Source organism: Streptomyces ipomoeae 91-03, from assembly GCF_000317595.1.
GTDB classification, from domain to species: Bacteria; Actinomycetota; Actinomycetes; order Streptomycetales; family Streptomycetaceae; genus Streptomyces; species Streptomyces ipomoeae.
In genome coordinates, this window is the sequence record NZ_AEJC01000094.1 from 1 (window position 1) to 12,998 (window position 12,998).

General features: G+C 70.7%; 8 protein-coding genes and 3 pseudogenes. 3 read left to right on the top strand and 8 right to left on the bottom strand.

What is annotated here, in order from left to right:
• Positions 1-20 precede the first annotated feature (20 nt).
• From STRIP9103_RS05940 to STRIP9103_RS05970, 7 genes and pseudogenes are all read right to left on the bottom strand, one after another.
• Positions 21-662 carry a hypothetical protein gene (locus tag STRIP9103_RS05940; RefSeq protein WP_009300768.1) on the bottom strand — a complete coding sequence of 214 codons (642 nt, stop codon included), beginning with the start codon at positions 660-662 and terminating at the stop codon, positions 21-23.
• Positions 663-1,060: 398 nt separating this feature from the next.
• A complete protein-coding gene (locus STRIP9103_RS05945) occupies positions 1,061-3,340 on the bottom strand; it encodes a WD40 repeat domain-containing protein (protein ID WP_048819773.1) in 2,280 nt (759 codons plus the stop codon).
• Positions 3,337-5,420: pseudogene (locus tag STRIP9103_RS53400) on the bottom strand (helix-turn-helix domain-containing protein). The gene STRIP9103_RS05945 and the pseudogene STRIP9103_RS53400 overlap by 4 nt, the downstream one beginning before the upstream one ends.
• 112 nt (positions 5,421-5,532) lie before the next feature.
• On the bottom strand, positions 5,533-6,255 hold the full coding sequence (gene araD / locus STRIP9103_RS05955; protein ID WP_009300777.1) for an L-ribulose-5-phosphate 4-epimerase AraD: 723 nt from the start codon (positions 6,253-6,255) through the stop codon (positions 5,533-5,535).
• Between the two features lie 15 nt (positions 6,256-6,270).
• The gene (locus STRIP9103_RS51240; protein WP_009300788.1) at positions 6,271-7,785 is read right to left on the bottom strand and encodes an L-arabinose isomerase family protein; all 1,515 of its coding nucleotides are present in this window, start codon (positions 7,783-7,785) and stop codon (positions 6,271-6,273) included.
• Positions 7,786-7,882: 97 nt separating this feature from the next.
• Positions 7,883-8,263, bottom strand: a complete 381-nt coding sequence (locus tag STRIP9103_RS05965) for a hypothetical protein (RefSeq protein ID WP_048819774.1) — start codon at positions 8,261-8,263, stop codon at positions 7,883-7,885.
• Positions 8,264-8,431: 168 nt separating this feature from the next.
• A pseudogene (locus STRIP9103_RS05970) lies at positions 8,432-9,508 on the bottom strand (RNA-guided endonuclease InsQ/TnpB family protein); the annotation flags it as partial.
• Positions 9,509-9,516: 8 nt separating this feature from the next.
• Here STRIP9103_RS05970 and STRIP9103_RS05975 point away from each other — a divergent pair.
• Positions 9,517-9,675: pseudogene (locus STRIP9103_RS05975) on the top strand (IS200/IS605 family transposase); the annotation flags it as partial.
• Positions 9,676-9,773: 98 nt separating this feature from the next.
• Here the strand turns inward: STRIP9103_RS05975 and STRIP9103_RS05980 are convergent.
• Positions 9,774-10,301, bottom strand: a complete 528-nt coding sequence (locus STRIP9103_RS05980) for a carbohydrate ABC transporter permease (RefSeq protein ID WP_009300757.1) — start codon at positions 10,299-10,301, stop codon at positions 9,774-9,776.
• Positions 10,302-10,379: 78 nt separating this feature from the next.
• Between STRIP9103_RS05980 and STRIP9103_RS05985 the strand changes: the two genes are divergently transcribed.
• Complete coding sequence (locus STRIP9103_RS05985) at positions 10,380-11,681, top strand: glycosyl hydrolase family 65 protein (protein WP_078613814.1); 1,302 nt, start codon at positions 10,380-10,382, stop codon at positions 11,679-11,681.
• A 479-nt stretch (positions 11,682-12,160) separates the two neighbouring features.
• On the top strand, positions 12,161-12,994 hold the full coding sequence (locus STRIP9103_RS05990; RefSeq protein WP_009300755.1) for a PIG-L family deacetylase: 834 nt from the start codon (positions 12,161-12,163) through the stop codon (positions 12,992-12,994).
• Positions 12,995-12,998 lie beyond the last annotated feature (4 nt).

Sequence of the window (12,998 nt, forward strand, 5' to 3'; positions counted from 1 at the left end):
CCCGCGGTCGACGGTGCGCCTCAGCAGTGGGCGCCGCGCTCGGCCGCCGTCATCTTGGTGTCCTTGAAGTTGACGTAGCCGTTCCTGGGGTTGCTGGAGTTGTAGCCGGACGACTCGTAGTTGTTGACGTACCAGATGTAGTGGCCGTAGTAGCGCTTGCCGAAGTGGATCTCGTACCAGCCCTTGGCCTTCTGCTTGGACGTGCCGCGCTCGATCCAACCCTTGGAGCCGGACGGGATGTTGATCGTGTGGCTCTCGGTGTCGGTGTGCGACGTGGTCCAGTCGTGCCGGTAGCTGACCTCGACGGAGGCCTCGTAGACCTCCCAGAACTTGACGCCGACGGTGACCGCGACGCCGACCGAGTTGGTCGTGGCGGTCGTGTCCGACCAGTCGATCCTCTTCTGGTTGGTCTGGGACCCGCAGTTGTACGCGGTGGCGCCGACCTGGTGGCGCGGGCCGGTGTACTCCGAGTAGCTCTGCGGGTGGAACTCGCAGAGGTCGGCCCAGCTGCAGGCGTTCAGGAGTTCCTTGGTGGTGGGGCTGCTGGCGGCCATGGCCTGGGGAGCGGCCAGGAGCGAGGCGCCCAGGGTGAGGGCGGAGACGGTTCCGGCTGCGCGGAGGAAGCGGTTGGCGGAGCTGTTGTTACGGCGCACGAATTGCATCGATAACTCCACGAGGGGGGTTGGGTGCCGGCGGAAGGGGGTCCGTCCGGCGACTGGCATAACTATCGAGGCGGGTTCCGGAATGGTCAACAGGATTCCAGGATTTGCTGAAATTAAATCCGCGTAAACGCCTCTTAATTTCGCACGGAAAATGCCGAACGGCACCGCCGGAATTCGGGAAATGCCGAATCCTGACGGCGCTCGGGCGAAGCGCTGTCCTGGTGATGTCGAGCCGTTCGGGGGTCCACTCTGGAGGGCGTGGGGTTGTTGATCCATGCAGGTCAGAGGGGTAAACAACTCGACCGAGGGGGCTACCGTCGCGTAACCCCGACGAACGGGACAGCCGCGTACGGGTTGGGGTCCGGCAACCGGTAAGCAGCCGGTAATCGGCGACCGCTTCAGTGACGTCCGCCGCGCTTGTCCTGCGGACGCCGCGAACGGGAGCTGCCCGGGTCTTCCTTGTCCGGGCGTCCACCGGCTTCCTCGTCCGAGCCTCTGGAGGCCTTTTCGGAGACCGGCCGGTCCTGTTTCTCCGGTGCGGGACGGGTCTTTTTCGTCTTCTTCCCGGACGGCGTGCTGCGGGGCGGTGCCTGTGCCGGGTCCGGAGCGGTCTTCGGGGTCGGAGCGGCGGTGCGGGCCGCGCTCATTCCGGGGGTGGGCTCGGCGACGGCGTCCGCCTCCACGGCCGTGTCCACCTCCGCCTCCGCGCCCGCCTCCATCTCCGCGCCCGCGCCCGCGTCGGACGGGTCGCAGACGCGGCGGAAGGGCACGTCCGGGAGATAGGCGCGCCACTCGGAGGCGCTCAGGGTCGTTCCCGTACGGGCACAGAGGCGGGCCGCGACGCGGGCGGGGTCGATGACGTACCTCTGCACGGGGACGTGACCGCTGCCCGCGTGGACGTGACCTCCGTCCGCGCTGAAGGCGAGGGAGTCGATGGCCTCGCCCGGGGTGCTGAGGCTGCCGCCGAGGGGCTTCCGTGTGGGTACGTCCCAGAGGCGCAGGTCGCCGGAGCCGTAACCGACCGCGAGGGTACGGCCGTCGGGGCTGAAGGCCAGGGCGGTGATCCGGGCGCAGTGGGCGCAGCCGGGCGTGGCGGGAATCGCGGGAAGGACGGCTTCCCGGTGCCGGTTCGTGCCGCCGCCCCACAGCGTGACCGTGCCGAAGGCCCCGCCGGTCGCCAGATGGGTGCCGTCGGCGCTCAGGGCGAGGACGCCCGAGCCGTCCCCCTCGTCCGGCGGCACCTCGGCGTCCAGGCCGAAGGGCAGCGCCGTCCGGCGGCCGGTGAAACCGGCGGACAGGGACTCCTTCAGGGCTGCGGCGAGGGCGTCCGGCCCCGCCGTCACCGTCCCGCTTCCGGTGTCCCACACCTGTCCGGTGAGCGATCCGGTGGGCGTGGCCAGGGAGACCAGGAGGCGGCGGCCCTTCGGGGTGAGCGCGATCGAGCGGACGACGGGTGGGGTCGCGGACGCGGACGGGGCGCCGAGGGCGAGTGCGGACATCGTGCGGCGGCGCGGCACGTCCCAGACGACGAACCGGGCGAGGGACGCGGCGAGGGACGGTGCGTCGGACAGGGTGTCGGACGCGGAGTCGGACGCGGAGTCGGACAGGGCGTCGGACGGTGCGGTGACGCCGTAGGCGAGAGCGCTGCCATCGGGGCTGAAGGCCATCAGGGGACGACCCAACGCCCCTTCCGGCATGGGCAGTTCGGCGACGAGGCGGTCGTCGCGGGTGTCGCGCAGGCGGACGCGGTAGCCGTCGGCGGACCGTTCGGCGGTGGCCAGGAGGCGGCCGTCCGGACTGAGCAGCGCGTCGTCGAGCGGCCGGTCGCGCCACCGGGAGGTGAGGGGGGCCGAGACGTCGAGGGAGTGGACCGTGCCGCCGGCCAGGTAACGCAGTGTCGGGCTGTCGGGGTCCCAGGCGAGGGCGGTGACCGGTCCGTCGGCCAGGGCGTGGCGGAACACCGGCGCGTCCGGTGCCGAGATCCGCCACACCGTCGTCTCGTCGGGGCCCGCCGCCAGGAAGGACCCGTCCGGCGTGAAGGCGAGGTGCCGGACTTCCGGGACCGTGAGGGCGGCGAGTCGCTGCCCCGAGGTGGTGTCCCAGACACGTATCCCGGTGTCCGACACGGCGGCGAGCCGCGTACCGCCCCGGTCGAAGACCAAGGCCGTGGACGAGCAGTCCGGTGTCCGCGCCCTCCGCCAGGCTCCGCGCAGCGCACGGTGGCTGACGGTGTCCCACACCGCGAGCGGCCTGCCCGGCCGGCAGACGGCCACCAGCCGGTCGTCGGCACTGGAGACCGGGTACGCGGCTACGGCCGAGTACGTGGCTCGGGTCGCATACGAGCCGTCCGCCGCGTACATGCCATCCGTCGGCTGCCCGGCACGCGGCGAACGCGCGGTACCGGCCGCCGTCGCCGCCGTCTCGAACAGCAGCCTGCCGTCCGCGAGGGCGCGCACCTGCGCCGTCGGGCGCTTGCCGGAGCCGCGTACGACATAGCTGTTCCCACCCGCGCCGAAGCCGAGGACGGGGCCGGCCGTCGTACGCCGACCGGTGGCCGTGCGGTCGTCGGCCGCCGTACGGTCATCGGCCGCCGTGCCGTCGTCGGCCACCGTCCGGTCCTCAACCGTCGTACCGTCATCGGCCGCCGTACGGTCATCGGCCACGTCGTCCCGCTTCACGGGCAGATGCCACAAGATCTGGTCGCCGTCACCGGCGAGGGCCAGCGCCCCCCGTCCGGGCTGACCGCCGTGACCGGTACGTCCGGCAGCGGGCCGGAACCGGTCCGGCGGTGTGTGTCCACGTCCCAGGCCGACCAGCGGCCACCGCCCACCGTGAGCAGGGTGCGGCCGGAGTCGGTGAGGAAGACGCGGCCCTCCCCGCCCTGGACCGGGCCGGTGAAGACGTCGAGTTCGGGTTCGGCGAGGGCGGTGAGGAGGGCCGCGCGGCTCTCGGCGGTCGGGGCGAGCCGCCAGGCGGCGACGCTGAGGAGGGCGCCGGTGCGGGGGTCGGTCGCCCGGGCGCGGCCGGCGAGGGCGGCGGCCTCACGGGCGGCGGCCCGGGTGCGTGCCATGTCGGCCGCGCGATGCTCCTGCCAGGCGACGTGCCCGGTGACCAGCGCTCCCGCCACCACGCAGGAGAGGGCGACGGTCAGGCGCCGCAACCGGCTGCGCATACGGCCGGCCGTCCAGCGCTCCATGGAGTGGGCGACGCGGGAGGCGCTGAGGAAGGCCCGTTCGCGGCCGGTGAGGTCGTCGTCGTTGCGGCCCCGGCCGAACAGCACGTCGGCGACGGCGAGTCGGGCACCTCGGTACAGGATGCCGGGGTCACGGCCGTGCTCCTGCCAGTCACGGGCGGCCTCGCTGAGGTGGCGGTGCTCGCGCATCCGCTCCCGGTGCTCCTCGATCCACCGCTGCAGCCGGGGCCAGCCGGTGATGAGGGCCTCGTGGGCGAGTTCGACGTTCTCCTCGTCGAGGGTCACGAGGCGGGCGCGGACCAGCCGTTCGAGGACGACGGGCACCTCGGGGTCCAGCCACTCCCGGAGATCGGCGCGCCGGAGCGGGCGGCGGGTGTCGGGGGTGCCCTCACCGGGGTTGATCAGCGCCAGCAGGAGCCGCCGGGCGGCCTCGGCCTGGCCGTCGGAGAGCCCCCCGTACACGTGCTCGGCCGCCGCGGCGATCGCTCCGTGGACGCCGCCCGCCTCCTCGTACGCGGCCAGGGTCAGCACCCCGCTGCGCCGGCGCCGCCAGGTCTCGCGCAGGGCGTGGGAGAGCATCGGCAGGGCGCAGGGCTGGTCGACGACCTCCTCGACCAGTCGCGCGGTCAGTTCCCGCTCCACGCGCAGGCCCGCGGCGTGGCGGGTCCGACGACCGCTTCCCGCAGTTCGGTCCGGTTCATCGGCCGGACCGTCAGCGCGGTGTGGCGTAACTCCTCGGCGAGACCGGGGTGTTCGGCGCACCGGTCGGAGAAGGTGCCGCCCACGGCGATGACCACGCGCAGTCCGCCGGCGGGGTCCTTGGCGGTCAGCAGCTGTTCGACGAACCGCCACCGGTCGGAGCGGTCGCGGCAGAGCGTGAAGATCTCCTCGAACTGGTCGACCACCACGAGGCGTTCCCGCCCGTCGTGTCGCGGTGTCAGGAGCGGGCCGTGGGTGGCGGCGGGCCGAGCCCCCGGCGTGATCAGCCGGATCTCCGGTTCGCAGTGCGCCTCGCGCGCCAGGGTCTGCAGCCGGGGTATCAGTCCCGCCCGCAGGAGCGAGGACTTCCCGCTGCCGGAGGCGCCGAGCACCACCACGAACCGGTGCTCCCGCACCAGCCCCACCACCTCCTCGGTCAGCCGTTCCCGGCCGAAGAAGAGGTCCTGGTCACCCGACTCGAACCGGGCCAGCCCCTGGTACGGCGACTCGCCCTCCTGCCCGGCACGCGCCGTCGTCTCCTTGGCCACCGCCTTCAACCGGTCGGCCCAGACGTCCGGATCCGCCCCGCACACCTGCGCGTAGGCACGCACCACCGCGACCGACGGCAGCCGTTCACCCGAGGCGGCCCGCGACAGGGCGGTCACCGAGAGCCGGGCCCGCTGGGCCATCGAGCGGTAGGACGGGGAGCCGGCCTCCTGGCGTAGCGATCGCAATTCGTGGGCGAACCGCTGCACGGGACCGGCGTCGGGGTCCAGCGGTCGCTCGGGACGCCCCACTACGACGCCGCCTTCCGTGCGTCGCAGGAGGACAGACAGCTTCTCGGACTCACTGGCAATCGCTTTCACAAACGGTCAGTGGACGGCCGGGGCCAAGGTGCCGGTGAGTATGTCATGACCGCTTGAGACTTAAAAAGAAGAACCAGCCGGTAACTACGGCGTGCGCACGCCCTTCCCGAAGTCACGGCATCGCCGGCTCCGGGTTGCCGTAGTAGGCGTCGGGGCCGTGCTTGCGGGTGTAGTGGCGGTTCAGGAGGTGGGGAGGGGGCGGGGCCGACGGGGACAGGGACATGGTGTGGAGGGCGATGTCGGCGACGGCCTCGCAGAGGATCGCGTGTTCCAGGGACTTGCGGGCGGTGGCGCCCCAGGTGAACGGGCCGTGCCCCGCGACGGGGGCGGCGGGGACCTCGACGGCCCGCCGGTCGTCGCCGTCGAGGAGGTCCACGATGACGTGGCCGGTGTTGTACTCGTAGTCCTTCGCGCACTCCTCCTCGGTGAGGTCGCGGGTGACGGGTATGGGCCCGTTGAAGGTGTCGGCGTGGGTGGTGCCGAGGACGGGGATGTCCCGGTGCGCCTGGGCGAAGGCCACGGCGTGCGTGGAGTGGGTGTGGGTCACGCCGCCGACGGACGGGAACGCCAGGTACAGGCAGCGGTGGGTCTCGGTGTCGGTGGAGGGCCGCAGGTCGCCCTCCACCACCGCGCCGTCGGACAGGCGTACCGTCACCAGGTCGTCGATCGTCAGGACCTCGTACGGGACTCCGGACGGCTTGATGACGAACACACCGGCCTCCCGGTCGACCCCGCTGACGTTTCCCCAGGTCAGGGTCGCCAGGCCCACCTGGGGGATGGCGAGGTTCGCCTCCAGTACCTCACGGCGCAGGCTCTCCCGGACAGTTGTGGTCATGGTCGGTTCCTTGTCTCAGAGGGCCTGGGCGAGGCGGTGGTAGGCCGCGTTCCAGCGGATCTCCTTGGCGAGTCGGTCGGAGGTCGTGTTCTCGTCGATCGTCAGCAGCTCCACGCCTGCCATGGCCGCGAAGTCCGTGAGCGTTTCGAGGTCCACCGCCGAGCTGAGCACCGTGTGGTGCGGGGCGCCCGCGAGCAGCCAGCTCTCGGCCGACTCCGCCAGCGAGGGGCGCGGCTTCCACACGGCCCTGGCCACCGGCAGGTGGGGCAGCGGCTGGCTCGGGGCCATGACGTCCACGGCGTTCGCGGTCAGCCGGAAGCGGTCGCCGAGGTCGGAGAGGCCGACGACGACGGCGGGGCCCTCGGCCGCGTCGAAGACCAGACGGACCGGGTCCTCGCGGCCGCCGATGGACAGGGGGTGGATCTCGCAGCGGGGGCGGTCGGCCGCCACCGAGGGGCAGACCTCCAGCATGTGGGCGCCGAGGACGCGCGGAGTGCCCGGGCCGAGGTGGTAGGTGTAGTCCTCCATGAAGCTGGTGCCGCCGGGACGTCCGGCGCCCATGACCTTCATCGTGCGCAGCAGGGCCGATGTCTTCCAGTCGCCTTCCCCGCCGAACCCGTACCCGTCGGCCATCAGCCGCTGCACGGCGATTCCGGGGAGCTGGCGCAGTCCGCCGAGGTCCTCGAAGTTGGTGGTGAAGGCGGTGAAGCCGCCCTCGGTGAGGAAGCCGCGCAGACCCAGCTCCAGACGGGCCGCGTACAGCAGCGAGTCGTGGCGGATGCCGCCCGGGCGCAGGGCCGGGACCACGTCGTACGACTCGACGTACTCGGCGGCGAGTTCGGCGGCCTCCTTGTCCTCGACCGCGTCGACCACGGCCACCAGGTCGTTGACGGCGTAGGTGTTGACCGAGTCGCCGGTCCACTGCCAGGTCACGATGTTGCCCAGCGAGGTCAGCATCAGGCTGTGTCCCAGCAGGCCGACCTTCCCCAGGCCGAGCGCGTGGCTGAGGGAGTTCACCGGGCCGAAGGTGGGGCTGTACAGGAAGCCCCACATCAGCGCGCCGATCACCGCGGGCACGGCGTACGGCATGAACAGCGTCATCCGGAAGACCTTGGCGAGCCGGCTGCTGACCTCGTCGATGATGAGGGCGCCGAGCAGCGCGAGCCCCAGCATGACCGGGATCTGCACCAGGCCGAAGACGATCACGCGGCGCACGCCGGACAGGAAGTGCGGGTCGGTGAAGGTCTGCTTGTAGTTGGTGAACCAGCTGAAGTGGTCACCGCCGACCAGGGTGGAGGTCCTCAGGCTCAGCCAGAAGGCGTACACCAGCGGGGCCACCAGGAAGGCCAGGAAGAGCAGACCGAACGGGGTGACCAGCAGCAGGCCCATGGCCTTGTGGCGGGTACGGCCGCTCAGCCGTCCCGTGCGCCGGCCCGCCTTCCGGCCGGCGGCCTGGGCGCCACCGCCCTGCGGGGTCGGCCGGGGCAGGGGCACGGCGGCCGTGGGTCCCTGCTGTCGAAGCAGGCTCATCACTTCTCCTTGCGCGTCTTGCGGGGCCCCCGCCGACGGCGGGCGTACGACGCTCGGGCGTCGGCGGGGGCGGTGGGGGCCGGAGGGAATCGGCCGGTTACTCGCTGACCTTGAATCCCTGCTTGGTCGCGTAGGAGGTCACCTGCTGCTGGACGTTGTCGGAGACGGACGACCAGGAGGTCTGACCCTGGAGGGCCTTGCCCACCTCACTGGTGTCGGTGTTGTAGGCGTAGTCCTGGAACGGGCTCCAGTCGAAGCTCCCGATGCCGTTCGCGGCGGGCACGAACACCTCGTTGATCTGCTGGCCGCCGAAGAAGTCGTACTTCTTGGTCTTGAAGTACTCGCCGTTGAGGATCGGCTTGGACAGCGGGAAGAGGTAGGCCTGGTCGATGCCGATCTTCCAGGCGGCCTCCGAGGTGCCGAACAGCTCCCTGGCGACCTCGGTGGCCTCCTTCGGGTGCTTGGTCTGCGAGGTCACCGAGAAGCTCGAACCGCCCCAGTCGCCCTGGTCGCTGCCGCCCGCCGTCCACTGCGGCAGCGGAGCGACGCGCCACTTGCCCGCGGTCTTCTTGGCGACGCTGGAGAGTTGACTTGCTCCTCGGGCTGAAGCCCGAGGATTCTGGCCTTCCGTTCCGTTGCTGTGCCGCTACGCGGCACGGGCTTGGGTCGGGAATCCGTGGCTTCCTGCTTCGTCGCGCTGTGCCGGGACGAGTCCTGGTCTCACCTGCGCTCCACAGGCTGTCACCGCCAGTCCGGCGGCCGTTTTGACGTTCTTCGCGGCGTTGTGGTCCCGGTCATGGACCGCACCGCAGGCGGCACAGGTCCAGGTCCGGATGTGCAAGGGCTTGGGGCCGTCCTGGGCCCCGCACCGCGAGCAGACCTGGCTGGTCGGTGTGAACCGGCCGATCTTCACCAGGGTCCGCCCGTACCGAGCCGCTTTGTATTCCAGCATGTGTACGAACTGCGACCAGCCCGCATCATGCACACTCTTCGCCAGCTTGGTGCGCGCCAGTCCTTTGACCGCCAGGTCCTCCACGGCGATCCCTTGGTTGTCGGAGATCAGCTGAGTGGAGAGCTGGTGGTGGAACTCACGGCGGGCGTCCGTCACTTGTGCGTGGGCGCGGGCGACCTTGAGTCGCGCCTTCTCGCGGTTGCTGGATCCCTTCTGTTTGCGGGACAGCTCGCGCTGGGCCTTCTTCAGCTTCTTCTCCGCGCGGCGCAGGAACCTGGGGGAGTCGATCTTCGTGCCGTCGGAGAGGACGGCGAAGTGCGTCAGCCCAAGGCCGATGCCGACTGTCCGGTCACTGGCGGGCATCCGGGCGGCGTCGGCGGCCGGGTCGGTGTCGATGACGAACGAGGCGAAGAACCTTCCGGCCGCGTCCTTGATGACGGTGACCGAGGTCGGGGTGGCGGGCAGGGTGCGGGACCACTTCACCTTCACCGGACCGATCTTCGGCAGGTTCAGCCGGCCGCTGTCGGTGAGGTGCCAGCGGGCGTTGGCGGTGAACCGGATCGACTGCCGGGCATCTTTACGGGACTTGAAGCGGGGCGGGCCGGTCTTGGGGCCCTTGCGGGTGCCCTTGAGGGAGGCGAAGAAGTTCCGGTACGCGGTCTCCGCGTCGCGCAGGGACTGCTGCAGGACGACCGCGGAGACCTCGCCCAGCCAGGACCGGGCCTCGGTCAGTTTCGCCTGGGTGATCAGCTTCTTCGACAGCTCACCGGCCTTAAGGCGTCTCCTCCCGCCGACTGCGCAAGGAGTTCCCCGACCTGGTACGCCACTACTGGCGGGCGAACAAGTTGTGGTCGGGCTCCTACTTCGCCGGGACCGTCGGCGGCGCCCCGCTCACCGTGGTCAAGCAGTACATCGAGCGGCAGAACCGCCCGGCGTGAAGCCCTGCCCGGCCCTGGTGACGCTACGCGCCACCAGCCGTATCCGGCTCCGCCGGACCCGAAACCGCGACGCTCCGCGTCGCACCATCAGATTCGCTTCACCCCCGGCGTGAACGCCGGAGCACTGCGAATAAGTCCCGGTAGCTGAAGTGGCGCTTGCCCCAGCGGACGGTGAAGGTGCGGTCGCCGCTGCCGGAGTTGTACGTGACCAGCGCGGTGGAGCCGTCGGGGTTGGCCACGATGCTGGTGATCACCGGCAGATAGAAGCCGACCCGGAAGACGGTGCGGAAGCGGCGGATGCCGCGGTCGAGGGCGACCGCCGCGGCGAGCCCGGTGGCCAGTGTCAGGGGCAGGGCCACCAGGACGAAGACGCCCGTGTTGCGCAGGGCGGTGAAGAACTGCGGATCCTGGAAGAGCCGTACGTAGTTGTCGAAACCGACGAACGACACGTTCAGCGGGGTGCGCAGGTCGGCGCTCTTGGTGTCGGTCAGGCTCATCAGTGTCGACCAGACGACCGACAGCAGCATGAAGGCGAGGAACAGGGCGAGGAACGGGGCGGCGAGGACCCACGCGGCGCGGGCCTGGCGGCCCCGCGCGGTGCGCCGCGTCGAGGAGGTGCGGCGCACCGCCGGCTGCTTGCCGGCAACAACAAGGCATGGGCACGCTTGTGGCAGTCGAGCATCTCGATCCCCGGTGATACCGCCATGACCGCCCAGATCCGCGCGTCCATGTTCTACCTGCTCGCGAGCACGCGCGCCGGTGTCGACTGGAGCGTCAGCCCGGCCGGACTGTCCTCGGACGGCTACGGTGGTCACGTGTTCTGGGACATGGAGACCTGGATGTACCCGGCCCTGCTCGCCCAGTACCCGGACATCGCACTCGGCGCGAACACCTACCGGCAGAAACTGCTGCCCGCCGCCAGGGCCGCCGCGAAGGAACTGTCCACTCCCGCCCACCCGATCAAGGGCGCGAAGTTCCCGTGGCAGAGCGCGCTGACCGGCAAGGAGGAGACCCCGCCGCCCTGGAACGAGGGCAACACCGAGATCCACATCAACTCCGACATCGCCCTGGCGCAGTGGCAGTACTACCAGGCGAGCGGCGACAAGCAGTGGCTGCGGGACAAGGCGTGGCCGGTACTGAAGGACATCGCCGACTACTGGGCCACGCGCGCCGAGCCCGACCCGGCCGGCGGATACGACATCAACGACGTCATGGGCCCGGACGAGTACCACGACTACGTCGACAACAGCGTGACCACCAACGCCGGCGCACAGGCATCGCTGCGTATCGCCGTCCGCGCCGCCCGCATCCTCGGCCGGCCCGCCGACCCGGAATGGAGCAAGGTGGCCGACGGCCTGAAGATCCCGGTGGACACGACTCTCAACATCCACCCCGAGTTCGAGGGCTACAACGGGCAGACCGTCAAGCAGGCCGATGTCACCCTGCTGCAATACCCCTGGGCTGTCCCGATGCCGGCCGGCCTGGCCCAGAACGACCTCGACTACTACCAGGCGCGCACCGACCCGAACGGCCCGTCCATGACGGACGCGATCGCCACCATCGCCGGCGCGGCCCTCGGATCACCGGGCTGCCAGGTCTACACCTACATGCGGCGCAGCGCGGAGCCGTACCAGGCCGCACCGTTCAACCAGTGGTACGAGACCCGCAACGGCGGAGCCTTCAACTTCACCACCGGCCAGGGAGGCTACCTGCAGGAGTTCCTCTACGGCTTCACCGGCATGCGCTGGGGAACCGACGCGATCACCATCGACCCCTTCCTGCCGCCGCAACTGCCGGGCGTGGACATCACCCGGGTGAAATGGCAGGGCCGCACGTTCGACCTGTCGGTCGGCCGGCGGACAACGAAGCTGACCCTGCGGTCCGGCCCGCCACTCCCCGTGCGGGTCGGCATCGGCAGCGACAGTGTGCGCGAGGTCAAGCCCGGCACGGCGCTGCAGGTGCCGACGCGGCACCCGGCAGGCGACGCGACGCAGTGCGAACCGTAATCACGCCGGCACCGGACCGGCCACCACGCGATTGAGGTGATCGACGGCCCGGCCTGCACGTCACAGCAGGCCGGGCCACCCGAACCATGGGCCCGATGGGTCGTGCGGCGTCTGGGGCATGCGGATCCGGCCGGGTCCGTATGCCCCGGACGCCGTCATGCCTCTCTCCGACCATCCGGCCCGGGGCCTCCGGCGAGGTGTTGCAGGTTGACATGCCGCTGCCGCCAGGCGCAGCGCTGAGACATGCGGGTCGCGCCTGTACCTCGTTCGCGTTGAACGCCGACGCCTGGAAGGGCAATCGGCCGCGCCGGGAACAGCCGGTCCGGTCGGCACGGTTGCATCGACGAGGGACCGGCGCCGCATGGGCAGGGGACTCGGAGGCCACAAGGTCGTCCGCCCCACCAGGATCCGGTCCCCAAGATCGCGGTACGCCCGCCGCGCACTCGGATCAAGACGTATGTCTGCAGGAGGACTGTTTCATGACTGGCCGGCCCTTGACGCTCATGGCGGTGCACGCCCACCCCGACGACGAGGCCACCGGAACCGGAGGGGTCCTCGCGCGGTACGCGGCGGAAGGCATCCGCACGGTTCTCGTGACGTGTACCGACGGCGGTTGCGGTGACGGACCGGGCGGTGTCAAGCCCGGCGATCCCGGGCACGATCCGGCGGCGGTCGCCTTGATGCGCCGTCGAGAACTCGAGGCGAGCTGTGAGGTCCTGAAGGTCAGCGATCTGGAGACGCTGGATTATGCCGACTCCGGGATGATGGGCTGGCCGGGCAACGACGCCCCCGGATCCTTCTGGCAGACCCCGGTGGAGGAAGGCGCGGCCCGGCTCGCGGAACTCATGCGGCACTACCGGCCCGATGTGGTCGTCACCTACGACGAGAACGGCTTCTACGGCCACCCCGACCACATCCAGGCCCACCGCATCACGATGGCGGCGCTGGAGATGACCGCGCCGGCACCGAAGGTGTACTGGACCACGGTGCCCCGCTCGATGATGCGGCGGTTCGGCGAGGTCATGCGCGAGTTCCAGGAGGACATGCCGGAGCCCGATCCTGCCGAGGCCGCCGCGCTGGCCGAGATCGGCCTCCCCGACGACGAGATCACCACGTGGGTGGACACCACGGCGTTCAGCGGTCAGAAGTTCGACGCGTTGGCCGCGCACGCCAGTCAGGGCGAGAACATCTTCTTCCTGAAGATGGGCAAGGAGCGGTTCGGCGAGCTGATGGGCATGGAGACCTTCGTCCGTGTCCAGGACGCCACCGGCGCGGCCGTACCCGAGAACGATCTCTTCGCCGGTCTGCGCTGATCCG

Excerpts from the sequence above, each read along its gene's own strand:
- STRIP9103_RS05940 (WP_009300768.1), bottom strand. The coding sequence starts at position 662 with ATGCAATTCGTGCGCCGTAACAACAGCTCCGCCAACCGCTTCCTCCGC.
- araD (WP_009300777.1), bottom strand. The coding sequence starts at position 6,255 with ATGACCACAACTGTCCGGGAGAGCCTGCGCCGTGAGGTACTGGAGGCG.
- STRIP9103_RS51240 (WP_009300788.1), bottom strand. The coding sequence starts at position 7,785 with ATGAGCCTGCTTCGACAGCAGGGACCCACGGCCGCCGTGCCCCTGCCC.
- STRIP9103_RS05985 (WP_078613814.1), top strand. The coding sequence starts at position 10,380 with ATGACCGCCCAGATCCGCGCGTCCATGTTCTACCTGCTCGCGAGCACG.
- STRIP9103_RS05990 (WP_009300755.1), top strand. The coding sequence starts at position 12,161 with ATGACTGGCCGGCCCTTGACGCTCATGGCGGTGCACGCCCACCCCGAC.